Annotated in this window: 23 protein-coding genes and 5 tRNA genes; 10 read left to right on the top strand and 18 right to left on the bottom strand. The window is 70.8% G+C overall.

Features of this window, described 5'->3' with window-relative positions:
* Nucleotides 1–234 precede the first annotated feature (234 nt).
* Nucleotides 235–420 carry a 50S ribosomal protein L28 gene (gene rpmB / locus ABD371_RS04510; protein ID WP_003957616.1) on the top strand — a complete coding sequence of 62 codons (186 nt, stop codon included), beginning with the start codon at nucleotides 235–237 and terminating at the stop codon, nucleotides 418–420.
* 185 nt (nucleotides 421–605) lie between these two features.
* On the opposite strand, the gene thiD is transcribed toward rpmB, so the two are convergent.
* A complete protein-coding gene (thiD, locus tag ABD371_RS04505) occupies nucleotides 606–1,403 on the bottom strand; it encodes a bifunctional hydroxymethylpyrimidine kinase/phosphomethylpyrimidine kinase (protein WP_344472924.1) in 798 nt (265 codons plus the stop codon).
* Nucleotides 1,400–2,368, bottom strand: coding sequence for a thiamine-phosphate kinase (locus tag ABD371_RS04500; RefSeq protein WP_190125161.1), 969 nt, complete (start codon nucleotides 2,366–2,368; stop codon nucleotides 1,400–1,402). The genes thiD and ABD371_RS04500 overlap by 4 nt, the downstream gene beginning before the upstream one ends.
* A gap of 276 nt (nucleotides 2,369–2,644) precedes the next feature.
* On the opposite strand from ABD371_RS04500, the gene ABD371_RS04495 reads away from it, so the two are divergent.
* Entirely contained in the window at nucleotides 2,645–2,878 is a 234-nt protein-coding gene (locus ABD371_RS04495) for an Lrp/AsnC family transcriptional regulator (protein WP_344472921.1), read from the top strand.
* 216 nt (nucleotides 2,879–3,094) lie between these two features.
* On the opposite strand, the gene ABD371_RS04490 is transcribed toward ABD371_RS04495, so the two are convergent.
* From ABD371_RS04490 to ABD371_RS04480, 3 genes are all read right to left on the bottom strand, one after another.
* A complete protein-coding gene (locus ABD371_RS04490) occupies nucleotides 3,095–4,270 on the bottom strand; it encodes a D-alanine--D-alanine ligase family protein (RefSeq protein WP_344472919.1) in 1,176 nt (391 codons plus the stop codon).
* A gap of 82 nt (nucleotides 4,271–4,352) precedes the next feature.
* Nucleotides 4,353–5,363 carry an NAD(P)H-dependent glycerol-3-phosphate dehydrogenase gene (locus tag ABD371_RS04485; RefSeq protein WP_190125158.1) on the bottom strand — a complete coding sequence of 337 codons (1,011 nt, stop codon included), beginning with the start codon at nucleotides 5,361–5,363 and terminating at the stop codon, nucleotides 4,353–4,355.
* A complete protein-coding gene (locus ABD371_RS04480; protein WP_344472916.1) occupies nucleotides 5,360–6,112 on the bottom strand; it encodes a lysophospholipid acyltransferase family protein in 753 nt (250 codons plus the stop codon). Before ABD371_RS04480 ends, ABD371_RS04485 begins: the two co-directional genes overlap by 4 nt.
* A gap of 117 nt (nucleotides 6,113–6,229) precedes the next feature.
* Here ABD371_RS04480 and cofC point away from each other — a divergent pair, with 117 nt between their 5' ends.
* Nucleotides 6,230–6,943 (top strand): 2-phospho-L-lactate guanylyltransferase, encoded by a 714-nt coding sequence (gene cofC, locus ABD371_RS04475; RefSeq protein ID WP_344472914.1) that lies wholly within the window; start codon nucleotides 6,230–6,232, stop codon nucleotides 6,941–6,943.
* A 111-nt stretch (nucleotides 6,944–7,054) separates the two neighbouring features.
* Nucleotides 7,055–7,258, top strand: coding sequence for a hypothetical protein (locus ABD371_RS04470; protein WP_344472912.1), 204 nt, complete (start codon nucleotides 7,055–7,057; stop codon nucleotides 7,256–7,258).
* Between the two features lie 114 nt (nucleotides 7,259–7,372).
* On the opposite strand, the gene ABD371_RS04465 is transcribed toward ABD371_RS04470, so the two are convergent.
* The 4 genes from ABD371_RS04465 to leuC form a co-directional block, all read right to left on the bottom strand.
* Nucleotides 7,373–8,047: an HU family DNA-binding protein gene (locus tag ABD371_RS04465; protein ID WP_344472909.1), complete on the bottom strand. Its 675-nt coding sequence runs from the start codon at nucleotides 8,045–8,047 to the stop codon at nucleotides 7,373–7,375.
* A 154-nt stretch (nucleotides 8,048–8,201) separates the two neighbouring features.
* Nucleotides 8,202–8,429, bottom strand: coding sequence for an SCO5555 family protein (locus ABD371_RS04460; RefSeq protein WP_190125154.1), 228 nt, complete (start codon nucleotides 8,427–8,429; stop codon nucleotides 8,202–8,204).
* Nucleotides 8,430–8,533: 104 nt separating this feature from the next.
* Nucleotides 8,534–9,127 (bottom strand): 3-isopropylmalate dehydratase small subunit, encoded by a 594-nt coding sequence (gene leuD, locus ABD371_RS04455; protein ID WP_190125153.1) that lies wholly within the window; start codon nucleotides 9,125–9,127, stop codon nucleotides 8,534–8,536.
* Between the two features lie 6 nt (nucleotides 9,128–9,133).
* Complete coding sequence (gene leuC / locus ABD371_RS04450; protein WP_344472906.1) at nucleotides 9,134–10,564, bottom strand: 3-isopropylmalate dehydratase large subunit; 1,431 nt, start codon at nucleotides 10,562–10,564, stop codon at nucleotides 9,134–9,136.
* A 141-nt stretch (nucleotides 10,565–10,705) separates the two neighbouring features.
* On the opposite strand from leuC, the gene ndgR reads away from it, so the two are divergent.
* Nucleotides 10,706–11,422, top strand: coding sequence for an IclR family transcriptional regulator NdgR (ndgR, locus tag ABD371_RS04445; RefSeq protein WP_190125151.1), 717 nt, complete (start codon nucleotides 10,706–10,708; stop codon nucleotides 11,420–11,422).
* A 145-nt stretch (nucleotides 11,423–11,567) separates the two neighbouring features.
* Here the strand turns inward: ndgR and ABD371_RS04440 are convergent.
* The 9 genes from ABD371_RS04440 to ABD371_RS04400 all read right to left on the bottom strand — a co-directional run bounded on the left by ABD371_RS04440 (nucleotide 11,568) and on the right by ABD371_RS04400 (nucleotide 15,453).
* A tRNA-Glu gene (locus tag ABD371_RS04440) sits at nucleotides 11,568–11,640 on the bottom strand.
* 23 nt (nucleotides 11,641–11,663) lie between these two features.
* Nucleotides 11,664–11,735: transfer RNA gene (locus tag ABD371_RS04435), tRNA-Gln, on the bottom strand.
* A 16-nt stretch (nucleotides 11,736–11,751) separates the two neighbouring features.
* A tRNA-Glu gene (locus ABD371_RS04430) sits at nucleotides 11,752–11,824 on the bottom strand.
* Nucleotides 11,825–11,908: 84 nt separating this feature from the next.
* Nucleotides 11,909–11,981 (bottom strand) — tRNA-Glu (locus ABD371_RS04425).
* Nucleotides 11,982–12,003: 22 nt separating this feature from the next.
* Nucleotides 12,004–12,075, bottom strand: a tRNA-Gln gene (locus ABD371_RS04420).
* Nucleotides 12,076–12,162: 87 nt separating this feature from the next.
* Nucleotides 12,163–12,882: an HAD family hydrolase gene (locus ABD371_RS04415; RefSeq protein WP_344472903.1), complete on the bottom strand. Its 720-nt coding sequence runs from the start codon at nucleotides 12,880–12,882 to the stop codon at nucleotides 12,163–12,165.
* 47 nt (nucleotides 12,883–12,929) lie between these two features.
* Nucleotides 12,930–14,405, bottom strand: a complete 1,476-nt coding sequence (gene gltX / locus ABD371_RS04410; RefSeq protein WP_344472901.1) for a glutamate--tRNA ligase — start codon at nucleotides 14,403–14,405, stop codon at nucleotides 12,930–12,932.
* Nucleotides 14,398–15,174 carry a fumarylacetoacetate hydrolase family protein gene (locus ABD371_RS04405; RefSeq protein WP_344472898.1) on the bottom strand — a complete coding sequence of 259 codons (777 nt, stop codon included), beginning with the start codon at nucleotides 15,172–15,174 and terminating at the stop codon, nucleotides 14,398–14,400. The genes gltX and ABD371_RS04405 overlap by 8 nt, the downstream gene beginning before the upstream one ends.
* Before the next feature lie 108 nt (nucleotides 15,175–15,282).
* Nucleotides 15,283–15,453 (bottom strand): hypothetical protein, encoded by a 171-nt coding sequence (locus tag ABD371_RS04400; protein WP_190125147.1) that lies wholly within the window; start codon nucleotides 15,451–15,453, stop codon nucleotides 15,283–15,285.
* 572 nt (nucleotides 15,454–16,025) lie between these two features.
* Here ABD371_RS04400 and ABD371_RS04395 point away from each other — a divergent pair.
* From ABD371_RS04395 to ABD371_RS04375, 5 genes are all read left to right on the top strand, one after another.
* Complete coding sequence (locus ABD371_RS04395; protein WP_381734768.1) at nucleotides 16,026–20,249, top strand: sensor histidine kinase; 4,224 nt, start codon at nucleotides 16,026–16,028, stop codon at nucleotides 20,247–20,249.
* A 9-nt stretch (nucleotides 20,250–20,258) separates the two neighbouring features.
* Entirely contained in the window at nucleotides 20,259–20,672 is a 414-nt protein-coding gene (locus ABD371_RS04390; RefSeq protein ID WP_190125275.1) for a roadblock/LC7 domain-containing protein, read from the top strand.
* 136 nt (nucleotides 20,673–20,808) lie between these two features.
* Nucleotides 20,809–21,213: a DUF742 domain-containing protein gene (locus ABD371_RS04385; RefSeq protein ID WP_190125145.1), complete on the top strand. Its 405-nt coding sequence runs from the start codon at nucleotides 20,809–20,811 to the stop codon at nucleotides 21,211–21,213.
* Nucleotides 21,194–21,778 (top strand): GTP-binding protein, encoded by a 585-nt coding sequence (locus ABD371_RS04380; protein WP_344472893.1) that lies wholly within the window; start codon nucleotides 21,194–21,196, stop codon nucleotides 21,776–21,778. Before ABD371_RS04385 ends, ABD371_RS04380 begins: the two co-directional genes overlap by 20 nt.
* Before the next feature lie 337 nt (nucleotides 21,779–22,115).
* Nucleotides 22,116–25,316, top strand: a complete 3,201-nt coding sequence (locus ABD371_RS04375) for a sensor histidine kinase (RefSeq protein ID WP_344472891.1) — start codon at nucleotides 22,116–22,118, stop codon at nucleotides 25,314–25,316.
* The last annotated feature ends 9 nt before the right edge of the window (nucleotides 25,317–25,325 follow it).

Here is a 25,325-nt window from a genome sequence, read left to right as displayed (position 1 = left end):
GCAGGGCCCTGAGCGGCGGGGTCGCACCGCAGGGTAGACCCCGGCCGGGGGCGGTGGGCGGAGTGGGGGCGGCGGGAGTCGTGGTAGTTTCGTAGGGCGGATGCAGTCGTTGTATGCTGCTCCGGTTGCCCGATGAAAGTCGGGACATTCCCCCGGCAGGCCACCGAATCAGATCACTGATTTCCGGCACGCCGGATTTCACTGTAAGTGCATCTGAAGTCTTTGGAGTGACCCGTGGCTGCCAACTGCGACGTCTGCGGCAAGGGGCCGGGCTTCGGCAACAACATTTCGCACTCGCACCGCCGTACGTCTCGTCGCTGGAACCCGAACATCCAGCGTGTGCGTGCCGTGGTCGGTCGGACGCCGAAGCGGCTCAATGTCTGCACCTCGTGCATCAAGGCCGGCAAGGTCTCGCGCTAAAGGTGAAGCTCTCCACGCGAGTGGGGATGATCCTGTCGTAGCGCAGCCCCTGCGGTTGCCTTGAGAAGCCGGTCCACCTCGGTGGGCCGGCTTCTTGCCGTGCTCGAACAGCATGAGAAATCCGCGCGGTGCGGTCCTTCCCTTGTACGGGGAGGACCGCACCGCGCTTTTCTGTGGGCCGTCCGTCAGGTGAGGGGCTGGCGGAAGCGCCAGCCGTGGTCCACCGGCCCGATGCCCTCGCCCAGGGCGAATCCGGCGGCTATCGCACCGGTGACGTACTCCTTCGCCGCGCGCACCGCCTCGGGGACGGTGAGCCCCTTGGCCAGTCCGGCGGCGATCGCCGAGGCGAGGGTGCAGCCGGTGCCGTGGGTGTGGCGGTTGTCGAGCCGGGTGGCGCGCAGCCAGAGTTCCTCGGTCCCGTCGCTGAGCAGGTCCACCGCGTCGCCGGGGAGATGTCCGCCCTTGATCAGCACCCAGCGCGGGCCGAGGCCGAGCATGGCGTCGGCGGCCCGGCGCAGCCCGCTCTCGTCGGTGACCTGTACGCCTGTGAGTTGGGCCACTTCGTCCAGGTTCGGGGTGGCCAGGGTGGCGGTGGGGAGCAGCTCGCGGCGGACGGATTCCAGGGCGGAGGCGGCGAGCAGCGAGTCGCCGTGCTTGGAGACGCCGACCGGGTCGACGACCACCGGGGCGTCGGTGCCCGCGAGGAGTTCGGCGACGGCCTCCACCAGGGGGGCCGAGGCGAGCATCCCGGTCTTGACGGCCTGGACGCCGATGTCGTCCACGACGCTGCGGTACTGGGCGCGTACCGCTTCGACGGGCAGTTCCCAGTAGCCCTGGACGCCGAGCGAGTTCTGCGCGGTGACGGCGGCGAGCACGCTCATGCCGTGGGTGCCGAGCGCGAGCATGGTCTTCAGGTCGGCCTGGATGCCCGCGCCGCCGCCCGAGTCGGAGCCGGCGACGGTGAGGACGAGAGGCAGTTTCACGCTTCCTCCGATGAGCCGAAGTGGTCCCAGCCGCCCTTGCTGTGCCAGGGCGCGCCGTCGACGGTGACCTGGGGCAGGGCGGAGGGGTTGAGGACTTCCCCGATGACCTTCCAGCGCGCGGGGAGTTTCACGTCCCTGGGGAAGGTGGCGACGATGGCGTGGTCCTCTCCCCCGGTCAGCACCCACTGGAGCGGGTCGACGCCGACGGCCTGGCCGATGTCGTACATCTGGCTGGGTACGTCGACGGCGCCGGAGCGCAGGTCGATGCGGACCTTGCTGGCCTCGGCGATGTGGCCGAGGTCGGCGACGAGTCCGTCGCTGATGTCGCACATGGCGGTCGCGCCGAGTCCGGCCGCCGCCGGGCCCGCGTGGTAGGGCGGTTCGGGGCGGCGGTGGGCCTCGACGAAGGCGCGCGGGGAGCGGAAGCCCCGGGAGAGCACCGCGTGCCCGGCGGCGGACCAGCCCAGCCAGCCGGTGTAGGCGACGACGTCGCCGGGGCGCGCGCCGGATCTGGTGACGGGTTCGTGGTTGCGCAGATCGCCGAGGGCGGTGATGGCGAGGGTGATCAGTTCGCCGCGTACGACGTCTCCGCCGACCACGGCCGCTCCGGCGACCTGGCATTCGTCACGGATGCCGTCCATCAGCTCGGTGGCCCAGGTGACGGGGAGCTCGGCCGGGACGACCAGGCCGAGGAGGAGTGCGGTGGGGACCGCGCCCATCGCCGCGATGTCGGCGAGGTTCTGCGCGGCGGCCTTGCGGCCGACGTCGTACGCGGTCGACCAGTCGCGCCGGAAGTGCCGGCCCTCCAGCAGGACGTCCGTGCTCGCCACGACCCTGCGGTCGGGCGCGGCCACGACCGCGGCGTCGTCGCCGGGTCCGATCCGGACCGCCGGGGTGGAGGTGAGGCGGGAGGTCAGCTCCTTGATGAGCCCGAACTCCCCCAACTCGCCCACAGTGCCCTTCACCCGAGTCTCACCTCTCCGTCGTCCCGCCGGACCGCCGCCCGGCGGGAGCCCGCCCGCCGGAGCCCCCTCCGGCGGAACCCGCCCGCCGGAGTGCCCGGCGGTAAACCGTTCCGCCGGGTCACCCGGCGGAAAGCCTCTTCACACCGCGTACCCCGTCCGGCGCGGGGGTCTCCCCGCCGCGCGTGACGACGCGATACCGTGGCGTCCCTTTCTCTCCCCCGGGCCCTCCCCCACCGTCGGTGGGGGAGACGATCCTCGGGGCGCCCTGGAGGTCCCGTGGTACAGGCGTACATCCTGATTCAGACCGAGGTGGGCAAGGCGTCGAGTGTCGCCGAGACCATCGGAAAGATTCCGGGAGTGATTCAGGCCGAGGACGTGACCGGCCCCTATGACGTCATCGTGCGCGCCCAGGCCGACACGGTCGACGCGCTGGGCAGGCTCGTGGTCGCCAAGGTGCAGCAGGTCGAGGGCATCACTCGTACCCTCACCTGCCCGGTCGTGCACCTGTAGCCCCCGTCCGCGCCGGGCGGGTGCTCCCCGCCGGCCGCTCCCCGCCCCGCTCCGTACCGGCCACCGTGCCCGCCTTCGCCCCGGGCTGTGATCGTACTGCGCCGCGGCCCGTCGGGACCGGGGAAGGGACCGGCCCGGTGCCGCCGTCCGCGGCGGGGGCGGACGGCGGGGTGCGCCGGGCCCCGGCCGCCGGGCGGCGGTGCCCGGGGGTCCGGTTCAGCGCAGTCCGGTCGAACGGCGGAGCGCGGCCCGGATCAGCAGGTCCACCAGCTCCGGGTAGCCGACGCCGGTCTCCTGCCACATCCGGGGGTACATGGAGATGGGGGTGAAGCCGGGCATGGTGTTGATCTCGTTGATGACGAACTCGCCGTCCTCGGTGAGGAAGAAGTCGGCGCGGACGAGACCCTCGCAGGACGCGGCCTCGAAGGCGTCGACGGCGAGCCGGCGCACCTCGGCGGTCTGCTCCTCGGTGAGCGGGGCGGGCACCAGACCGGACGCCGAGTCGATGTACTTGGCCTCGAAGTCGTAGAAGTCGTGGGCCTGGACCGGCGGGATCTCGGCCGGGACGCTGGCGCGCGGCCCGTCCTCGAACTCCAGCACTCCGCACTCGATCTCACGGCCGCGCAGCAGCGCCTCGACCAGGATCTTGGGGTCGTGCCGCTGGGCCTCCTCGATCGCTGCGTCGAGCCCGGAGAGGTCGTCGACCTTGGTGATGCCGATGGAGGAGCCGGCCCGCGCGGGCTTCACGAAGAGCGGCCAGCCGTGGTCGCCGGCGAAGTCGATGATCTTCTTGCGGGCGGCGGAGGGGTCGAGTTCCCACTCGCGCGGGCGGATCACCTCGTACGGGCCGACGGGCAGTCCGAAGGAGATGAAGACGCGCTTCATGTACTCCTTGTCCTGGCCGACGGCGGAGGCCAGGACCCCGGAGCCGACATAGGGGATTCCGGCCAGCTCAAGGAGTCCCTGGATGGTGCCGTCCTCGCCGTACGGACCGTGCAGCACCGGGAAGACGACGTCGACCTCGCCGAGCGCCTTGGGCACCGCGCCGGGCTCGGTGTGGACGACCTCGCGGCTGCCGGGGTCGACCGAGAGCACGACGCCGCCCTCGGCGGACTCGGCGAGCTGCTCGACGCTGGGCGTGCGGCGGTCGGCGATCGCCATCCGGTCCGGCTCGTCGGCGGTGAGCGCCCAGCGGCCGTCCGTCGTGATGCCGATGGGCAGGACGTCGTACTGGGAACGGTCGATCGCCCGCAGCACGGCGCCCGCGGTGACCACGGAGATGCCGTGTTCGGAGCTGCGACCGCCGAAGACGACGGCCACGCGCGGCTTGCGGAGCGGCGGCTGCCCGGGGCTCTGCCGCCCGGGGTTCTGGGGGAGGTTCTCGGTGCTCATATCGCCATGAGACTACCGTGCGAGTCGCGCGCTCAGGAGGGCTGGCACGGCGTCGGCCGACGCCGGTCCGGACGGGCCCCGGTCAGCGGCGCTCGGGCTTGGCGGTGCGCGACATCAGCTCCTTGAGCGCGACCACCGGCGGCTTGCCCTCGTGGACGATCCCCACCACGGTCTCGGCGATGGGCATGTCGACGCCGTGCCTGCGGGCCAGATCGAGCACCGACTCGCAGGACTTGACGCCCTCGGCGGTCTGCCGGGTGACGGCGATGGTCTCCTGGAGCGTCATGCCCCTGCCGAGGTTCACACCGAAGGTGTGGTTGCGCGAGAGCGGCGAGGAACAGGTCGCCACCAGGTCGCCCAGGCCCGCGAGTCCGGCGAACGTCAGCGGGTCCGCGCCCATCGCGAGGCCCAGCCGGGTGGTCTCGGCCAGTCCCCGGGTGATCAGCGAGCCCTTGGCGTTGTCGCCGAGTCCCATGCCGTCCGCGATGCCGACGGCGAGGCCGATGACGTTCTTCACCGCGCCGCCGAGTTCGCAGCCGATGACATCGGTGTTGGTGTACGGGCGGAAGTAGGGGGTGTGGCAGAAGGACTGGAGCCGCTGGGCGACGGCCTCGTCGCGGCAGGCGACGACGGCGGCGGCCGGCCGGCGCTGGGCGATCTCCTTGGCCAGATTGGGCCCGGTGACCACGGCGACCCGCTCGGCGGGGACGCCCGCGACCTCCTGGACGACCTCGCTCATCCGCTTGGCGCTGCCGAGTTCGATGCCCTTCATCAGGGAGACGAGCACGGTGTCGGCGGGCAGGCTCGGGGCCCAGGCGGCGAGATTGCCGCGCAGGGTCTGGGAGGGGACGGCGAGCACGGTGAAGTCCGCGCCGTCCAGCGCCTCGGCGGGGTCGGTGGTCGCCCGCAGATTGGCCGGGAGTTCGATCCCCGGGAGATAGTCGGGGTTGGCGCGCGTGGTGTTGACGGCTTCGGCGAGTTCGGCGCGGCGGCCCCAGAGGGTCACGTCGCAGCCCGCGTCGGCGAGCACCATGCCGAAGGCCGTCCCCCATGAGCCGGTTCCGAAGACGGCCGCCTTGGCGCGGTGAGTCACAGTGTTCCTTCCCCTGCGGCCTTGCGCCGCTGTTCTGCCCGAGCGGTGCGGTGGTCGTACGGCTGGGCCGGGGCCTTCTCGTGACGTACGTCCTCCAGCAGCGCGGTGATCTCGGCCATGATGACCTCGGTCGCCTCGCGCAGCACCTCGGGGGTTGCCTCCTGATCGTAGAACCGGCTCAGATCGACGGGCGGTCCGGCCTGCACGATCAGGGTCTTCCGGGGGAAGAGCCGGAACTTGCGCTCCTTGGCGTAGGGCGGCACCGCCAGGTTCGCGCCCCACTGGGCGACCGGAATGACGGGGGCCCTGGTCCGAAGGGCTATCCGGGCGGCACCGGTCTTGCCGGCCATGGGCCACATGTCGGGGTCGCGGGTGATGGTGCCCTCCGGATAGAAGGCCACGCATTCACCCTTGTCGAGGGCGGCGGCGGCGGCCCGGTAGGCGTCCAGGGCTTCGGTCGACTCCCGGTAGACGGGGATCTGCCGAGTGCCCCTGAGCATCATCCCGACGAAAGGAGTCCGGAAAAGTGCGGCCTTTGCCAGAAAGCGCGGCACCCGTCCGGTGTTGTACTGGAAGTGGGCATACGAAAGAGGGTCCAGATACGAGTTGTGATTGACCGCGGTGATGAATCCGCCCTCGGCCGGAATGTGTTCCATTCCCCGCCAGTCCCGCTTGAACAGAACCAGCAGCGGCGGTTTAACGATGACCGCCGCCAGGCGGTACCAGAAGCCGATTCTACGGCGGGACACTCGGACACCCTTCCTCGCTGACCGGGCCTTTGCCCGGATGCCGGGGGACAAGTGTCGCCCCCGGCCCCTGGTCTGTCGAGCACACCGTACGCTCCGGTCACCGGACCGGACCTCCTGATGACACGGGCTCCGGGCCACAATGGGGCCCCGACGCGCACGGACGGAGAGCCAGCCACGAACACCGACCCGAAGGCCCACTGGTCCCTGGTGGTCCCGCTGAAGCCCCTCGCACTGGCCAAGAGCCGACTCGCCCCGGCGGCGGACGGCATTCTGCGGCCCCGGCTCGCTCTCGCCTTCGCCCTGGACACGGTCGCGGCGGTGCTGGCCAGCCCCGCCGTACGGGATGTGGCAGTTGTCACGGACGATCACGTGGCGGGCGCCGAGCTGGCCGCGCTCGGGGCGCGGATCGTGCCGGACACCCCGGCCGCCGGGCTCAACGCGGCACTGGCCCACGGGGCCCGCGCGGTACGCCGCGAGCGGCCCGGCGCGCCGGTGGCCGCGCTCAACGCCGATCTGCCCGCGCTGCGCCCGCTGGAATTGGCCCGGGTGCTGGCGTATGCCGCCGGATATCCCCGGGCTTTTCTGGCGGATGCGGCCGGTGTCGGCACGACGCTCCTCTCCGCGCGGGACGGCGTCGAATTGCGTCCGGGATTCGGCGGGCGCTCCCGTCGCCGTCATTCGGCGTCGGGCGCGGTGGAAATCCTGCTCGACGGCGTCGATTCGGTGCGCCAGGACGTGGACACCGCGGCGGATCTCGCGGCGGCCCGGTCACTGGGAGTGGGGCCGCGCACCGCCGAACGCCTTGCGCCGGCCGCTCCGGGGAGCGTCTGACCAATGGCCCCGTCCGCTCGCGGGGCCGGGCGGGGTGTCCCGGAAACAGCTGACTCCGGGAGAGCGCGAGCGGAACCCGAAGTGCGCCGGCCGGGCATTAGGGTGGCGCTCATGCATGCGACCTCGTACACCTATGACTCGGAAACCCGCAGCGGCAGCGTGCTGCTCGACGACGGCACTCCCGTGGAATTCGACGCGGCCGCCTTTGACGCGGGCGGGCTGCGGCTGCTGCGGCCGGGCCAGCGGGTCCGGCTGGAGACGGAGGGCGCGGGCGAGGGCCTGCGGATCACCCTGGTGACCCTCCAGACGCTCTGAGGGCCCCTGTCTCCCGGGCGGCGGCCCGGGAGAGGCCTTCTCGCACGCCGCGGGCCGGGCTCCCCGAGGGGAGCCCGGCCCGGCGCGTCAGTGGCACGGTGCTGCCGGTGCCGATTACCTCTTCCTGGCGGTCGCGCTCTTCTTGGCGGCGGTCTTGCGCGCCGTGGCCTTCTTGGCCGGCGCCTTCTTCGCGGTGGCCTTCTTCGCCGGCGCGGTCTTCTTGGCGACGGCGGCCTTCTTCGCCGGAGCCGCCTTCTTGGCCGGAGCGGCCTTCTTCGCGACGGCGGCCTTCTTGGCCGGGGCCGCCTTCTTGGCGACGGCGGCCTTCTTCGCCGGAGCCGCCTTCTTCGCGGCCACCGTCTTCTTCGCCGCGGTGGCCTTCTTGGCGGTGGTCGCCTTCTTGGCGGTGGCCTTCTTCGCCGCGGCCTTGGTGGTCGTACGGGTGGAAGCACCGCCCGAGAGGCTGCCCTTGGGAGCCTTCTTGACCGAGACCTCGCCGCCGCGCGGGAGCTTCTTCGAGCCGCTCACCAGGTCCTTGAAGCCCTGGCCCGCGCGGAAGCGCGGCACGGAGGTCTTCTTGACCCGGACCCGCTCACCCGTCTGCGGGTTGCGGGCGTAGCGGGCGGGACGGTCGACCTTCTCGAACGAGCCGAAGCCGGTGACCGAAACCCGGTCTCCGGCGACGACCGCGCGGACGATCGCGTCAAGCACCGCGTCGACGGCGTCTGCGGCCTGCTGACGGCCGCCGAGCTTGTCGGCAATCGCTTCTACGAGCTGCGCCTTGTTCACGTCTTCCCCTTCGGAGACATTGCCTGGACGAATGCGCCCAGGCTTTTTCGCACGTTAGGCAGATATATACCGCAAATCAAACACGAAACGGTCTAATCACCCTAGTGCCGCAACGAAGTCGACTGCGGAAGTCGTCGTTCGCGGAGTTCGGGTGTCAGTCGCCTTCAGGGAATCGGCCCTCGTCGAGGTCCTTCATCAAGCGGTCCAGACGCCGTGCGGCATCCGGGAGATCGTGCTTCGCCGCGGCCGTGATGACCAGCAGCTTCCGGGTCAGCGCCATGCGTACGCCCTCCGGGACTTGCAGTGCGCGCACAGCGGTGTGCGCTTCCTTCAATCGGGCCGCGACAGCCGCATAGAGCTTGAGTTGGCTGTCGCGTTCCATGCACCGATTGTGCCATCTGGGGCGAGTTGTCGCCCGACAGGGGCTCAACAGACGGCTGCGCCCCCCACCGGACGGTGGAGGGCGCAGTCGGGTAAAAGCGCTGATCAGACCTGAATCGTGCTCGGCTTGTGGGCCGGCCGGGAGGCCTCGTAGGTAGAAATGTCCGCTTCGTTCTGAAGGGTGAGGCTGATGTCGTCCAGCCCGTTCAGCAGTCGCCAGCGGGCGTTCTCGTCCAGCTCGAAGGCGGCCGTGAAGGCCCCCGCGCGGACCTCGCGGGCCACCAGGTCGACCGTGACCTCGGTGGCCGGGTCGGCCTCGGTCAGCTCCCAGATCCGGTCGACGTCCTCCTGCGGCAGAACGACGGTCAGCAGGCCGTTCTTGAGCGAGTTGCCCCGGAAGATGTCCGCGAAGCGGGAGGAGATGACGGTCTTGAAGCCGTAGTTCTGGAGGGCCCAGACGGCGTGCTCACGGGAGGATCCGGTGCCGAAGTCGGGACCGGCGACCAGCACCGTGGCCCCCTGCCGCTCGGGCCGGTTGAGGATGAACTCCGGGTCCTTGCGCCAGGCCTCGAAGAGCCCGTCCTCGAAGCCGTCCCTGGTGACCTTCTTCAGCCAGTGGGCGGGGATGATCTGGTCGGTGTCGGCATTGCTGCGGCGCAGCGGAACGGCCCGGCCGGTGTGTGTGGTGAATGCTTCCATGGCTGATCAGACTCCAGCGGGCGTACGGGCGGCGTCGTCGGACAGATCGGCCGGGCAGGCCAGGTGTCCCAGGACGGCGGTGGCGGCGGCGACCTGGGGCGAGACCAGGTGGGTGCGTCCGCCCTTGCCCTGCCGGCCCTCGAAGTTGCGGTTGGAGGTGGACGCGGAACGCTCGCCGGGCGCGAGTTGGTCGGGGTTCATGCCCAGACACATCGAACAGCCGGCGTGCCGCCACTCCGCGCCCGAGGCGGTGAAGACCTTGTCCAGACCCTCGGCGACGGCCTGGAGGGCGACCCGCACGGACCCGGGGACGACCAGCATCCGTACCCCGTCGGCGACTTTGCGGCCGTCCATGATCGAGGCCGCCGAGCGCAGGTCTTCGATACGGCCGTTGGTGCAGGAGCCTACGAAGACGGTGTCCACCTTGATGTCCCGCAGCTGCTGCCCGGCGGTCAAGCCCATGTACTCCAGGGCCTTTTCGGCGGCGAGCCGCTCCGAAGCGTCCTCGTACGAAGCGGGGTCGGGGACGCTGGCGGAGAGCGGCGCGCCCTGCCCCGGATTGGTGCCCCAGGTGACGAACGGGGCCAGCGAGACGGCGTCGATGACGACCTCGGCGTCGAAGACGGCGTCGTCGTCGGTCCTCAGCGTCCTCCAGTACTCGACCGCGGCGTCCCACTCCTCGCCCTGCGGGGCGTGGTCGCGGCCTCGGAGGTACTCGAAGGTGGTCTCGTCGGGCGCGATCATGCCCGCGCGGGCGCCGGCCTCGATGGACATGTTGCAGATGGTCATCCGCGCCTCCATCGAGAGCTTCTCGATGGCCGGGCCCCGGTACTCCAGGACATAGCCCTGGCCGCCGCCGGTGCCGATCTTCGCGATGATCGCCAGGATGAGGTCCTTGGCGGTGACGCCCTCGGGCAGCTCGCCGTCGACGGTGATCGCCATGGTCTTCGGCGGGGCCATCGGGAGCGTCTGGGTGGCGAGCACATGCTCGACCTGCGAGGTGCCGATGCCGAAGGCCAGCGCGCCGAAGGCGCCGTGGGTGGAGGTGTGCGAGTCGCCGCAGACCACCGTGGTGCCGGGCTGGGTCAGCCCCAGCTGGGGGCCGACGACATGGACGACGCCCTGCTCGACGTCGCCCAGCGAGTGCAGCCGTACGCCGAACTCGGCGCAGTTCGCCCGCAGGGTCTCCAACTGGACCCGGGAGACCGGGTCCGCGATGGGCTTGTCGATGTCCAGGGTGGGGGTGTTGTGGTCCTCGGTGGCGATGGTGAGATCCAGGCGGCGTACTCCGCGGCCGTTCTTCCGGAGGCCGTCGAAGGCCTGCGGGCTCGTCACCTCGTGCAGCAGGTGCAGATCGATGAAGAGAAGGTCGGGCTCGCCCTCCGCGCGCCGGACGACATGATCGTCCCAGACCTTCTCCGCGAGTGTCCTACCCATCGCTTTCCCTCCGGCCGGCCGCACTGCCGGCGCTACTAGACACCTGTCGCGAGCCCATGTACCGGGGCCGCCTCTACAGACTGGCGGGTTCTTGGGAAATGTGAACTTGCGTTTCACAGTGTGAGACGCAAGTATCGTTGCATGGACAACTCTAGCGGCGTCGGCGTTCTCGACAAGGCGGCTCTGGTATTGAGCGCACTGGAGTCCGGACCGGCGACCCTGGCCGGCCTGGTCGCGGCTACCGGGCTGGCAAGGCCCACGGCCCACCGGCTGGCGGTGGCACTGGAACACCACCGGATGGTGGCGAGGGACATGCAGGGCCGCTTCATTCTGGGCCCCCGGCTCTCGGAGCTGGCCGCGGCGGCGGGCGAGGACCGGCTGCTGGCCACGGCGGGCCCGGTGCTGACCCATCTGCGCGACATGACCGGCGAGAGCGCGCAGCTCTACCGCCGGCAGGGAGACATGCGGATCTGTGTGGCGGCGGCGGAGCGGCTCTCCGGGCTGCGGGACACCGTGCCGGTCGGCTCCACGCTCACCATGAAGGCCGGATCCTCCGCGCAGATCCTGATGGCCTGGGAGGAGCCCGAGCGGCTGCACCGGGGCCTTCAGGGCGCGCGCTTCACGGCGACGGCGCTGTCGGGCGTACGGCGGCGGGGGTGGGCGCAGTCGATCGGCGAGCGCGAGCCCGGCGTCGCCTCGGTCTCCGCGCCGGTGCGCGGCCCCTCCAACCGCGTGGTGGCCGCCGTGTCGGTCTCCGGGCCGATCGAGCGGCTGACCCGCCACCCGGGCCGGATGCACGCCCAGGCGGTCATCGACTCGGCCGCCCGGCTGAGCGAGGCGCTGCGCCGCAGCGGCTGACGACGGCGATCGGACCGCCGCCGGGTTGAGCGCGTCCCAACTCGGCGGCGGGCACGGAAGGTTCCGTCCCGCCCACCGGCCGGCGCGCACCGGTGCGGACACACGAAGAAGCCCCTCGCGTCACCGCGAGGGGCTTCCTCTTACGTACCCCCGACCGGATTCGAACCGGCGCTACCGCCTTGAGAGGGCGGCGTGCTAGGCCGCTACACAACGGGGGCAAGACTGAGATCTCAATGATCTGCTGGGCTACCAGGACTCGAACCTAGACTAAATGAACCAGAATCACTCGTGCTGCCAATTACACCATAGCCCATGGTGGTTTAGACCAGTACCCCCGACCGGATTCGAACCGGCGCTACCGCCTTGAGAGGGCGGCGTGCTAGGCCGCTACACAACGGGGGCCCTAGCGATCCCACCCGGCCGGAGCCGGGTTTTGTCACTGCGCGATCACCGGGAGCGACCCTGGTGATCAGCAGGATGGATCTGTACCCCCGACCGGATTCGAACCGGCGCTACTGCCTTGAGAGGGCAGCGTGCTAGGCCGCTACACAACGGGGGCTTTGCAGATAAAGCTCTGCGAGCTGGCCTACCAGGACTCGAACCTAGACTAACTGAACCAGAATCAGTCGTGCTGCCAATTACACCATAGGCCACCAAGACGCAACCCCCGACGGGGGCTTTGTTTGGCTTGCGCTTTCCGTTCCGGCCTCTTGGCCTTTCCGGGCGGCGCAGGAAGAACATTACCCGAAGGTGGACGACGCTCCAAAACGGGTATCCCCCCGCAACAGAGCGGGAAGCCCGTCGAGGCCGGTGATCCGGATCAGCTCGGGTCTGCCGCCGACTCCGGCGCGGTCCAGCCAGATCCCGAACAGCCCCGCCTCGGCCGCTCCCCGGGCGTCGATGTCCGGCTCGTCGCCGACGTACGCGACCTCCTCCGGCGGCAGCCCCAGCGCCTCGCAGGCGGCGTGGAACGCCTCGGCGGCGGGCTTGGCGACGCCCAGCTCGGCCGCGCAGAGAAGGGCCTCGAACCGGTCGCGCACGCCCAGGACCCGGAGCTTGCGGTCCTGGACCGGGAAGGAGGAGTTGGACAGGACGGCGTGGCGGTACTCCCCCGCCAGCAGGTCCAGGGCGGGCACGGCGTCCGGGAAGAGGCTCCAGGCGGCCTCGTAGTGGACCATGTACCGCTCGAACCAGGCGTCGGCCTCCGCGTCCCCCAGCTCCAGCCCGGTGAAGTCCCGCACCCGGTCGCGCCGCTGCCCGGGCCAGTCGGTCTCCCCGGCGGAGTATCTGACCCAGTGGACGGCCGTGATCTCCCGCCAACGGTCGAGGGCCTGGCCGGCGGAGGTGAATCCGCCGACCAGGCCCTCGGTACGGAGATGCTGGAACAGCCCCGCGCTGTCGGCCCCGACATAGTCGAAGAGCGTGTCGTCGACGTCCCAGAGGATCGCGCGTAAAGGCATGATCCAAAGATACCCGGACGGAGGATCCGGCGCCGGGGGTTCCGCGGCTACGCGGCCAGCTTCGCCAGGGCGGCGTCGATGCGGGCCAGGGTCTTCTCCTCGCCCAGGATCTGGAGCGACTCGAAGAGCGGCAGTCCCACCGTGCGGCCGGTGACGGCGACGCGGACCGGGGCCTGGGCCTTGCCCAGCTTGAGGCCGTGGGCCTCGCCGGCGGCCAGGACGGCCTCCTTGAGGGACTCGGCGCTCGTCCAGTCGGCAGCGGCGAGCTTCTCGCGGGCCGTGACCAGCAGCGCGTCCGAACCCTCCTTCATCGCCTTCGTCCAGGAGGCCTCGTCCTCGACGGGGGCGTCCAGGAAGAGGAAGTCGACGTTGGCGGTGATGTCGGAGAGCACCGTCAGCCGGGTCTGGGCGTAGGGCGCGATCGCCTCCCAGGCGGCCGGGTCGAACCGCTCCGGGGCCCAGTTCGCGTACGGGGCGGTCAGCCACGGGGCGCAGGCCTCGGCGAAGGCCGTCACATCGAGGCGGCGGATGTGGTCGGCGTTGATCGCCTCGGCCTTCTTGAGGTCGAAGCGGGCCGGGTTGGCGTTGACGTCCGCGACGTCGAACTTCTCGATCAGCTCGGCGACCGAGAACACGTCCTGGTCGGCGGAGAAGGACCAGCCGAGCAGCGAGAGGTAGTTCAGCAGGCCCTCGGGGAGGAAGCCGCGCTCGCGGTAGAGGTTCAGCGAGGCCTGGGGGTCGCGCTTGGAGAGCTTCTTGTTGCCCTCGCCCATGACGTACGGGAGGTGGCCGAAGGCGGGGATCTCCTTGGCGACGCCCAGCTCGATCAGCGCCTTGTACAGCGCGACCTGGCGCGGGGTGGAGGAGAGGAGGTCCTCGCCGCGCAGTACGTGGGTGATCTCCATCAGGGCGTCGTCCACCGGGTTGACCAGGGTGTACAGCGGAGCGCCATTGGCCCGGACGATGCCGTAGTCCGGCACGTTCTCCGGGGTGAAGGTCAGCTCGCCGCGGACCAGGTCGGTGAAGGTGATCGTCTCGTCGGGCATCCGGAAGCGGACGATGGCCGGGCGGCCCTCCGCCCGGTACGCCTCGACCTGCTCCTCGGTCAGCTCACGGCAGTGGCCGTCGTAGCCGGAGGGACGGCCGGCCGCGCGGGCGGCGTCCCGGCGGGCCTCCAGCTCCTCGGCGGAGCAGTAGCAGTGGTACGCGTACCCGCCGTCGAGCAGCCGCTGGGCGACGTCCCGGTAGATGTCCATGCGCTCCGACTGGCGGTAGGGCGCGTGCGGACCGCCGACCTCGGGGCCCTCGTCCCAGTCCAGGCCGAGCCAGCGCATCGAGTCGAGCAGCTGCTGGTACGACTCCTCGGAGTCGCGGGCCGCGTCGGTGTCCTCGATACGGAAGACCATGGTGCCGCCGTTGTGCCGGGCGAAGGCCCAGTTGAAGAGGGCGGTGCGGACCAGACCCACGTGGGGGTTGCCGGTCGGCGAGGGACAGAAACGTACGCGGGTGTTCGCGTTAGCCACGCTTGATCACCTTGTTGGTGAGAGTGCCGATGCCTTGGACGGTGACGGCGACCTCGTCGCCGACGTTGAGGGGGCCGACTCCGGCGGGGGTGCCCGTGAGGATCACGTCTCCCGGGAGCAGCGTCATCGCCTCGGAGATGTTGACGATGAGGTCCTCGATGGAGTGGATCATCTGGCTCGTACGGCCGAGCTGGCGCTGTTCGCCGTTGACCGTGCACTGGATGGCGAGGTCGCTCGGGTCGAGGTCCGTCTCGACCCAGGGGCCGAGGGGGCAGGCGGTGTCGAAGCCCTTGGCCCTGGCCCACTGCTTCTCTCGGCGCTGCACGTCGCGGGCGGTGACGTCGTTGGCACAGGTGTAGCCGAGGATGACGTCCTTCACGCGCTCGCGCGGGACCTCCCGGCACATCCGGCCGATGACCACGGCCAGTTCGGCCTCGTGGTGGAGCTCCTGGGAGAAGGAGGGGTAGGCGATGGCGTCACCGGGTCCGACGACCGAGGTGGACGGCTTGAAGAAGGCGAACGGCTCGTCGGGGACCTCGTGGCCCAGCTCCGCCGCGTGCTCCGCGTAGTTGCGGCCGAAGGCCACGACCTTGTTGGGGAGCACGGGCGGCAGCAGCCGGACCTTGCTCAGCGGGACCTTCGTACCGGAGAGTTCGAAGTCCGCGAACGGGATGCCCTTGATGATGTCGAGAACGAGGCCGTCGGGGCCTTCGCCCTCGACCGCGCCGAAGGCGACATTGCCGTCGATGGAGAACCTGGCGATGCGCACGGGATGCGGCTGCCCCTCTACTACTGCTGACGCTGCTGGAGTCTGACGCTCCAGGCTAACGCGGCCGGGGCGGCGGCCGGGCGCGGCGGCGCGGGGGCGGGCCAGACTCTAGGAGGCGGGGGCTTCCATGAGGATCGTGCGGCGGGGGTTGGCCGTCTGGGTGGGAAGATCGACCGAGTGCTCCGGCAGCTCGGGGGCCCGCAGCTGTTCGGCGTCCTCGAGGTGCGCGAGCGTGGTGCGACGGGGGTTGGCTATGTTGCGGAGCAGCATCGTCTTCATCGGGGGCGTCCGGCCTTCGCTGTGAGGGCCGCTCGGGGAGCGGCGGTTGACAGATTCACCTGCCTGTAAAGCGTCAGGCTAAACATCCGATTCCCCGTTAAAGCCCGGCGAGACCGCCGGTCCGATGTGAGTTTGCTCACGACTTGCATCATATTTCGGTCATTTCGGATGGGTCTTTGACCACCATGAAACGGACAGTAATGATCGAAGCCGTCATTTCGCTCCCGATCATGGCGACTGGGGCACCCTTCACCCCTCACGAAATCGATGGGAAATGTCCCATTGATCCCTGAACTCTTTCTACAACTGGTGACCCGCCGCTCACGCCGTGTCACCCAGGTCACAGCAAGGTACGCCGCCCTTGTTGGAGATCCGGCACTGTGCTGGAATTCCACGCACCGCCGCGGTTTCAGGCCGGCGCGCAAGGGCGCAACGCAGCGCCGAGCGGCGGCGGGAAAGGGGGAGCAGCGCCGGTCACTCACGACCACCATCGGGGCGCAACCGCGCCTCACCGACGCCGACACCGTCCCGCCGTGCCACGGGGGACGCCTGGTCAAGAGGTTGCGACGCTAGTGCAGGGACGTTTCAAGAGGGATGGTACGGGTTCTCCCCAGGCCCGCCAGGGCCGAGGGGAAGCTGCGGCCGAACAGGAGCCGCGCGGCGGGACCGACCGCGGATCCTCGCCCCAGCACACCCAGAACCAGGTGCCCGCGGCACCCGGCGACAGCGGCGACCGGGCCTCACGGTCCGGTCCGGCTCCGCTTCCCGGCGCGCCCCGCCCCGGTGCGACTCCCCCCGGGGGACCCGGCGGCCCGGGCGGCCCCGGCCTGCCCGTCGGCGGCGGGTCGGGCGGATCCGGTGGGACCGGCGGCGCGAACGGCCCGGCCGGGGCGAACGCCCCCGGCGGCGACAGCGCCAAACCCTCGCCGAAGGCCAAGGGCCCCGCGGACACCGGTTCGCGCATCGCCCTTCGCAACTGGCGCATCAGCACCCGGCTCATCTCCCTGCTGACCCTCCCCGTCGTCGCGGCGACCACCCTGGGCGGCCTGCGGATCAACGAGTCGATGGAGCGGATGCAGCAGCTGGACCACATGCAGCTGCTCACCGACATGACCGAGGAGGCGACCAAGCTCGCCGTCGCCCTCCAGGCCGAGCGGGACCTGACCGCCGGTCCGCTGGCGAACAAGGTCAAGAAGACCGACTACCGGATCACCGTGCCGCGCCAGGCGACGGACCGGGCCAGCAAGAGCTTCCTCGAGACCACGCGCGACATCGACAACACGGACGACGACGATTCGCTGCAGAGCATCCGTGCCAACGCGAATCAGATCGCGACCGAGGTCAGCAAGCTGAACCAGATCCGCAAGACCGCGTACGCGGCGGATCTGCCGAACATGCTGACGGTGGAGAGCTACCACCAGCTGATCGAGTCCCTGCTGAGCCTCTCCCAGGACATGGCGCAGGCCACCAGCAACCCGGAGATGATCAAGCGCACCCGTGCGCTGGCGGCGTTCTCGTCCGCCAAGGAGTACGCCTCCATGCAGCGCGCGATCATCGCGGGCGCGCTGCCCGGCGGTGCCGGCGTCAAGAACCCCGGCCTCGACGAGAACGACCGGCAGTACGGCCGGGCCGCGCTCAAGAACGGCGAGGCCGAGCTCCGGCGCTTCTCCCGTATCTACGAGTCCTCCGGCGGCGACGCCCAGGCGCTGACCGATCCGCTGGACAAGGGCAATTCGACGGTCGCCGCGGCCGAGGACTACGCCGAGCGGGTCTTCGAGCGCGCCGACGGTCTGAGCAGCCGCAAGAAGCGCTCGCACCTGGACTGGACGGACGACTACGGCGTCCGGATCAACCTGATGAAGCAGATCGAGTCCACGCTGCTCGGCGAGATGGAGGCGAAGGCCCGGGAACTGCGCGAGGAGTCCCGGCAGGAAGCCATCATCAACGGTGCGCTGATCCTCGTCGTCCTCGGCGTCTCGCTGGTCGGCGCGTTCGTCGTGGCCCGATCCATGATCCGCTCGCTGCGCCGGCTCCAGGACACCGCCACCAAGGTCGCCCAGGACCGGCTGCCCGAGCTGGTCAAGCAGCTCTCCGAGTCGGACCCGCAGGACGTCGACACCTCCGTCGAGTCGGTCGGCGTGCACTCCCGCGACGAGATCGGCAAGGTGGCCGCGGCCTTCGACGACGTGCACCGCGAGGCGGTCCGCCTCGCCGCCGAGCAGGCGCTGCTGCGAGGCAACGTCAACGCGATGTTCACCAACCTCTCCCGGCGTTCGCAGGGCCTCATCCAGCGTCAGCTCTCGCTCATCTCCGAACTGGAGTCCCGCGAGGCCGACCCGGACCAGCTGTCCTCGCTCTTCAAGCTGGACCACCTCGCGACCCGTATGCGCCGGAACGGCGAGAACCTCCTCGTCCTCGCCGGTGAGGAGCCGGGACGGCGCTGGACGCGTCCCGTGCCGCTGGTCGACGTGCTCCGCGCCGCCGCCTCCGAGGTGGAGCAGTACGAGCGCATCGAGCTGGCCGCCGTCCCCGCGACCGAGGTCGCCGGACGCGTGGTCAACGACCTCGTGCACCTCCTCGCCGAGCTGCTGGAGAACGCGACCTCGTTCTCCTCCCCGCAGACCAAGGTCCGGGTCACCGGTCACGCCCTGCCCGACGGGCGGGTCCTGGTCGAGATCCACGACACCGGCATCGGCCTCTCCCCCGAGGACCTGGCCGCGATCAACGAGCGGCTCGCGTCGCCGCCCACCGTGGACGTCTCGGTCTCGCGCCGCATGGGTCTGTTCGTGGTCGGCCGGCTGTCGCTGCGCCACGGCATCCGTATCCAGCTGCGCCCCTCGGACTCCGGCGGCACGACCGCGCTGGTCATGCTGCCCGTCGACGTCGCCCACGGCGGCAAGAAGGCGCCCGGGGCCGGTGTCGGCATGCAGGGCATGCCGCCCGGGGCTCCGGGCGGCCAGGGCGGCCGTCCCGGCGTCGGCCCCGGCGGCCAGGGCGGTCCCGGTGGACCCTCCAACCGTTCCCAGGGCCCCGGCGGTCCGGGTGCGGGCGCTTCCTCCGGCGGTCTGCTCGGCGCGGGCCAGCCCCCGCGCGGCCAGGTCGGCGCGGGCGCGGGCCAGCGTGCCGCGCTCCCCAGCCGCGACGGCGGGCCCGGTCAGGGTCCGGCGCAGGGCCAGGGGCGCCAGGGCGGCGGCCTCGCCGGAGCCTTCGGCAACCGGGGCGCGCAGAGCGCCCAGGGTCCGAACGCCTCCGGTCCGGGTGCTCCCCGTCGCGGCGAGCCCCCGGTCGGCAGCGGCCCGCAGGGGCCGGGTGGCCGCGGTCGCCAGCTGCCTCCTTCGGCGTCCGCCCCCGGCGGTCCCCGTCCCGAGCTGCCCGGCGCCGGCGGACCGCAGCGTCCGCAGACCACCAGCTGGGGCAGTGAGCAGCAGCCCGTGCGGCGCGGCGGCTCCGAGGACGCGCCGCGCGGCCACGAGGAGAACGAGAACGCGCGCGGCGGCGTCGGCGGTACGGCCGAGTTCGCCCGGCCCGAGGCCGGCGCGGTCCAGCAGCAGGGCGGCCCCGCGACGGAGCCGTTCCCCCGGCCCGACTTCAACGCGCCGCCGTCGCAGCAGCAGCCCGGCCCGTTCGTCCGGCCGGACGTCTTCGGCCCGCCGTCCACCACCGCTCCGGGCACACCCGGCGGTCCCGGACAGCAGCGCGGCGACGCGCAGGGCCAGGGCCAGGACTCCTCGGCGACCGGTCAGTTCCGCCGGCCCGAGCTGGGCGGCGCTCCGCAGCAGCGGCCCGGGGCCGAGCAGGACCCGGCCGCCACCGGTCAGATGCCCCAGGTGGACTTCGGCGGCCCGAGGCCGGCCGACGGCCAGTACGCCGACTTCCCGCCCGCCTCCACCAGCGGTCAGTACCCGCGGCCGGAGCTCCAGGACCCGTCGAGCACCGGCGAGTACCGCCGTCCCGACCTCCAGTCCCCGTCCACCGGCGGCGAGTACCGGCGGCCGGACGTCCAGGACCCGTCGACGAGCGGCCAGTACCCGCGCCCCGACCTCCAGGACTCCTCGACGAGCGGCCAGTACGCCCGTCCCGAGGCCCAGGACCCGTTCGCCACCGGGCAGTATCCGCGCGCGGACTTCCCGCCCGCCCCGGCCGGCGGCCAGTACCCGCGCCCCGACCTGGGCGCGCCGCAGCCGCCCGCCCCCGGCCAGGCTCCCGCCCCGCGCGGGTTCGAGGGCCAGCAGGCCCTGCCGGCGCAGCCTCAGCACGAGGCGCTGCCGCCGGCCGGTCCGGGAGACGGCCGTACGCCGCTGTTCGACACCCTGGAGACGGACTGGTTCCACACCCAGGAGCGGGGCAGGCCCGAGGAGCCCGAGCACCAGCAGGGGCACCAGGGCCGTCCGGAAGCGCCCGCCGGGACCGGGGCCCCCGAGCCGGGTGCCGACGGCCAGGCGCCCGCGCTGCCTCAGCGCGGCTCCGCCGAGCAGGGCGGCCAGGACGGCCAGGGCAACAGCGGCTGGCGCGCCTCCCCCAACGATGAACTGGTGCGTCAGGCCGAGCGGATCCGGAAGCCCGCGGCCGGCGGCGTCACCACCTCAGGACTCCCTCGCCGGGTCCCGCGCGCCAATCTGGTCGCGGGCACCGCGCAGGAGCAGAGCACCCAAACCGGTCCGCAGGTCTCGCGAGCGCCCGACGATGTGCGTGGCCGGCTGACCAACCTTCGCCGGGGCATTCAGCAGGGTCGTCAGCAGAACACGTCGACGACCGGCGGTTTCGACCTCGGCCCCTCTCACCCGCAGGAGCGTTAGTTGAGCCCGATGAGCCAGGCGGCGCAGAATCTGAACTGGTTGATCACCAACTTTGTGGACAACACCCCAGGGGTGTCCCACACGGTGGTGGTCTCCGCCGACGGACTCCTGCTGGCCATGTCCGAAGGATTCCCGCGCGACCGCGCCGATCAGCTGGCGGCCGTGGCCTCCGGTCTGACCTCGCTGACCGCCGGAGCCTCCAGGATCTTCGAAGGCGGTCCGGTGAGCCAGACCGTCGTGGAGATGGAGAGGGGCTTCCTCTTCCTGATGTCCGTCTCCGACGGTTCCTCACTGGCCGTCCTGGCCCACCCCGAGTGCGACATCGGCCTGGTGGGCTACGAGATGGCCCTGCTGGTCGACCGCGCGGGCGGGGTTCTCACCCCCGACCTGCGGGCCGAGCTCCAGGGAAGTCTGCTCCATTGACCCGGCCACCTTGTCCTCGTCCGAATCCATCCCGATAGCGCGCCCTCGCGCCGTCAACCGTCAGGTCGCCCAACCGGACCCCCACCGGCCCGCTCAGACGGCACGCCAACCACTTGCTGTCCCGCCCGGAGGACTCATGACCCCGCCAACCGCTTCTCACGATCCGTACGGCGTTCAATCGGACGCCTATGGCTATGAGGGTGACCAGCCGCTGGTGCGTCCGTACGCGATGACCGGCGGCCGGACCCGGCCGCGCTACCAGCTCGCCATCGAGGCGCTGGTCAGCACCACGGCCGACCCCGCCCTGCTCGCCGGGCTGCTCCCCGAGCACCAGCGGATCTGCCACCTGTGCCGTGAGGTCAAGTCGGTGGCCGAGGTCTCGGCCCTGCTGTCCATGCCGCTCGGCGTGGCCCGGATCCTCGTGGCCGACCTGGCCGAGGCGGGCATGGTGGCGATCCACCAGCCGGGCAACGGAGATGCCGGCGGCACGCCGGATGTGACACTGCTCGAAAGGGTGCTCAGTGGACTTCGCAAGCTCTAGCGGCGGTACCGCTCCAAGATCGACCACCAGCGCGAAGATCGTGGTGGCGGGCGGCTTCGGCGTGGGCAAGACCACGTTCGTCGGCGCCGTCTCGGAGATCAACCCGCTGCGTACCGAGGCCGTCATGACCTCCGCCTCGGCGGGAATCGACGACCTGACCCACACCGGGGACAAGACGACCACCACCGTCGCCATGGACTTCGGCCGCATCACCCTGGACCAGGACCTCATCCTCTACCTGTTCGGCACCCCCGGACAGGACCGCTTCTGGTTCATGTGGGACGACCTCGTACGCGGAGCCATCGGCGCCGTCGTCCTCGTCGACACCCGCCGACTCGCCGACTGCTTCCCCGCCGTCGACTACTTCGAGAACAGCGGACTCCCCTTCGTCGTCGCGCTCAACGGCTTCGACGGCCACCAGCCCTACAACCCCGAGGAAGTCCGCGAGGCCCTCCAGATCGGCCCGGACACCCCCATCATCACCACCGACGCCCGGCATCGGGGTGACGCGAAGAGCGCTCTGATCACCCTGGTCGAGCACGCGCTGATGGCCCGGCTTAAGTAGACAGAGACGTACGGCACTTGTCGTAGTTATGCGGGGGCGGGCTGTGTCCTTTGACACGGTCCGCCTCCGTGTTCATAACGTTTCGACAGACAATTACCGTGGCTCGGACACCCGATGCATACGCCCGGTATCGCTGCGCTCACATTTCTCTCGCATTTTGAAAGGGCTCGCTCTTTATGCCCGTTTTATCTGTGGGTAGGATCCTCAGGAATGGCTGATTCCAACTGTTTGGAACGGACCCACTCCACATGCTGAAATTCGACGGACTTCTGAGTAGTACGGCTCCGAACGAAACACGGCACAGCGTAGGTGCCGACGCCGAGAGGTTGTTGGTCGAGTGAGGCGAAGCACGAACGGCTCCGCGGAGCAGCAGGCACGGGGCAACTTCACCCCGCCGCCGCGCGCAGCGGCACCGCCCGCGGAAGAGCCGCCGCCACCGCCACCGGCCCCCGGCGGCTCCAGCAGCAGGCTCTCCCCGCGCAACTGGCGGGTGCCGGCCAGGCTCAACGCGATCCTGCTCCTACCGGTCGCGGTCGGCCTGGTCATGGGTGGTTTCCAGGTCAAGGGCTCGATCGACACCTGGGGCGGGGCCCAGGACGCCGAGAAGACCGCGCTGATCGTGCGCGCGGCCTCGGAGTACGGCGAAGCCCTGCTCAATGAACGCGATCTCACCGCACAGCCCCTGCTCACCGCCACCACCCCGGCCGATCGCCGGTCCGAGGAGGTGCGGAAGGCGTACGCCGCCACGGACGAGGCGAAGAGGAGCTTCGACGAGGCGGTGCGGGCCCTCCCCTCGGGGCAGGGCCTGGAGCGCCGGCTTCAGCTGTTCCGCGAGGAGGAGCCGGGGCTGAAGAAGCTCCGCGAGGCCGCCTACACCACCAGCCTGGACCCGGTCGCCACCGAAGAGGGCTATGTCCAGGTCCAGCACACGCTGATGGAGTTCTCCAACGAGCTGGGTCTCGGCACCGGAAATGTCACCAGTTTCGGGCGCATGGTCTACGCCATTCAACTCGCCAAGGCAGCCGAATCCCTTCAGCGCTCCATTGGTACGCACCTTCTGGTGCGGCCGAGCACGAAGAAGGATGTCTTCGCCAAGCAGACCATCGCCTTCAATTCGTACAACTACCTCGAGCAGATCGCCACGGCCGAGTTCGCCTCCGGCGGCACCCAGAGCGACACCGACAAGCTCCGTTCGGTCACCGTGAAGCGGGCGGCGGACGCCGACAAGAAGCTCGTGGCGGCCGGTGTCACCCCGCCCAAGGAGGGCGACTCCGCCTTCGCCGGCATGGCCCGCCGGATCGGCGCCGGCTCCACTCCCTCGGAGCTGGCGAAGGAGGACATCACCCCCGAGACGTGGATGACCGTCGCCACCGCCAGATTCGACGCCTACAGCGAGGTCGAGGGCGATCTGGTCGACCGGGCGGTCGCCGAGGCCGTGTCCATCGCGGACGACGCCAAGCAGGACGCGATCGTCAACGGTCTGATCACCCTTCTCTCCCTGCTCGCCGCCTTCGTCCTGGCCGGCGCCGTGGCCCGGCAGATGAGCCGCTCGATGCAGGAGCTGCGCACCGCCGCCTTCGCCATCGCCGAGCAGCGGCTGCCGATGCTGGTCGACCAGCTCTCGCGCGCCGAGCCCGGCCGGGTGGACACCCGGGTGCGGCCGATCCCGATCGACACCCAGGACGAGATCGGCGAGGTCGCCCGCGCCTTCGACCAGGTCCACCGCGAGGCCGTGCGGCTCGCCTCCGAGCAGGCCATGCTCCGGGGCAATGTCAACGCGATCTTCACCAACCTCTCGCGGCGCAACCAGTCGCTGATCGAGGGCCAGCTGACCCTGATCTCCGACCTGGAGAACAACGAGGCCGACCCGGACCAGCTGGCCTCCCTCTTCCGGCTCGACCATCTCGCGACCCGGATGCGCCGCAACGGCGAGAACCTCCTCGTCCTCGCGGGCGAGGAGCCCGGACGGCGCTGGAACCAGCCCGTGCCGCTGGTCGACGTGCTCCGCGCCGCCACCTCCGAGGTGGAGTCGTACGAGCGCATCGAGCTGACCGGCGTCCCGGAGTCGGAGATCCACGGCCAGGCCGTGACCGACCTCGTGCATCTCCTCGCCGAGCTGCTGGAGAACGCCACCACGTTCTCCTCCCCGCAGACCAAGGTCCGGGTGACGGCCACCAGGCTGCCGGACGGCCGGGTCATGATCGAGATCCATGACAAGGGCATCGGTCTGACCGCCGAGGACTTCGCCGACATCAACCACAAGCTGGCCAACCCGCCGACGGTGGACGCCGCCGTCTCGCAGCGGATGGGCCTCTTCGTGGTCGGCCGGCTCTCCGACCGGCACGGCATCCGCGTACAGCTGCGGCCCTCCGGGGAGCAGGCGGGCACCACCTCGCTGGTGATGCTGCCGGACGCGATCACCCACGGCGGCGGCGGCGAGCCGCTCCCCCAGGACGACTTCACCGTCTCGCAGATCATCCCGGAGCAGCCGTCCTTCACCGAGGCTCCGATGCTCACCGCGGCGGAGCTGGGCTTCGACGACTCCCGCTACGAGGACCCGTCGGCCGGCCCCCGGCCCGCCACCCCTGTCAACCGCTCACTGAAGCGCGGGGAGCGGCGTGCGGCACTTCAGGCGCAGCCGCCGGAGGCCGCGCGCCCCATGCCGCAGCCCTCGCCGCAGCCCGGGGAACAGCCGTACGAGCGTCAGGGGTACGTCCCCGAGCAGCGCGGCCACCTCTCGGGATTCGGCGAGCAGGGCTACCAGGAGCAGGGTTTCCCCGCCCAGGGGCAGCCCCAGCAGCCCTTCGACGGCTATCAGCGGGCCGGCGCGGACGCCGCCTACCCGGAGGCGGGCCGGCAGGCTCCGCCGCTCGCCCAGCCGCAGTACGAGGACCCGTTCGCCACCCAGCCCCACCAGGGCGACTGGACGGATCAGACCTCGTACCCCACCACGTTTGAGCCGAATTTCCAGCCAGAAGCAGAGCTTGATTCCGCCGCTTCCGGCACCCCCACGGGCGGCTCCGAGAGCGTAGGCTTCGACCGTCCGGGTCACTCTTCGGGCAGCCATCAGCTGACCGAGGCGGGTCTGCCTCGGCGCGGTTCGCAGCAGAAGCCGCAGCCCGCGCAGCAGCCTCAGCAGCAGTGGCAGCAGCCCGTGGAGCAGGGTCCGGGGATGCCGTCGGCCGGTCGGTCCGAGGCGGTCGGCGGCGAGAGCGAACCCGCCGGTGCCAAGGACTGGCAGTCGGCCAACGACGAGCGCTGGCAGCGGGCGGAGAAGCTGCGGGAGCCGAAGGCGGGCGGGGTGACCTCGTCCGGGCTGCCGCGCCGGGTGCCCAAGGCCAACCTCATCGAGGGCGCCGCGGAGCAGACCGCCCAGCGGGGCCCCCAGGTCTCCCGCGCCCCGGAGGACGTGCGGGGCAGGTTGAGCAACCTGCGCCGCGGAGTCCAGCGGGGACGCAGCGCGGGAACGGACACGAACGGACCGGCCACTTACGATCACAACGGTGGTCCGGGCAGTACCTACAACCAGGAGCGTTAGTGTGAGCCC

The organism is Streptomyces amakusaensis (genome assembly GCF_039532665.1).
GTDB classification, from domain to species: domain Bacteria; phylum Actinomycetota; class Actinomycetes; order Streptomycetales; family Streptomycetaceae; genus Streptomyces; species Streptomyces amakusaensis.
This window is presented reverse-complemented; position numbering and strand designations above follow the sequence as displayed.

Bases quoted from the DNA above. Each gene is read 5' to 3' on its own strand.
- ABD371_RS04490 (WP_344472919.1), bottom strand. From the start codon at position 4,270: ATGAGCACCGAGAACCTCCCCCAGAACCCCGGGCGGCAGAGCCCCGGG.
- cofC (WP_344472914.1), top strand. From the start codon at position 6,230: ATGACACGGGCTCCGGGCCACAATGGGGCCCCGACGCGCACGGACGGA.
- ABD371_RS04470 (WP_344472912.1), top strand. From the start codon at position 7,055: ATGCATGCGACCTCGTACACCTATGACTCGGAAACCCGCAGCGGCAGC.
- ABD371_RS04460 (WP_190125154.1), bottom strand. From the start codon at position 8,429: ATGGAACGCGACAGCCAACTCAAGCTCTATGCGGCTGTCGCGGCCCGA.
- leuD (WP_190125153.1), bottom strand. From the start codon at position 9,127: ATGGAAGCATTCACCACACACACCGGCCGGGCCGTTCCGCTGCGCCGC.
- leuC (WP_344472906.1), bottom strand. From the start codon at position 10,564: ATGGGTAGGACACTCGCGGAGAAGGTCTGGGACGATCATGTCGTCCGG.
- ndgR (WP_190125151.1), top strand. From the start codon at position 10,706: ATGGACAACTCTAGCGGCGTCGGCGTTCTCGACAAGGCGGCTCTGGTA.
- ABD371_RS04415 (WP_344472903.1), bottom strand. From the start codon at position 12,882: ATGCCTTTACGCGCGATCCTCTGGGACGTCGACGACACGCTCTTCGAC.
- ABD371_RS04400 (WP_190125147.1), bottom strand. From the start codon at position 15,453: ATGAAGACGATGCTGCTCCGCAACATAGCCAACCCCCGTCGCACCACG.
- ABD371_RS04390 (WP_190125275.1), top strand. From the start codon at position 20,259: ATGAGCCAGGCGGCGCAGAATCTGAACTGGTTGATCACCAACTTTGTG.
- ABD371_RS04385 (WP_190125145.1), top strand. From the start codon at position 20,809: ATGACCCCGCCAACCGCTTCTCACGATCCGTACGGCGTTCAATCGGAC.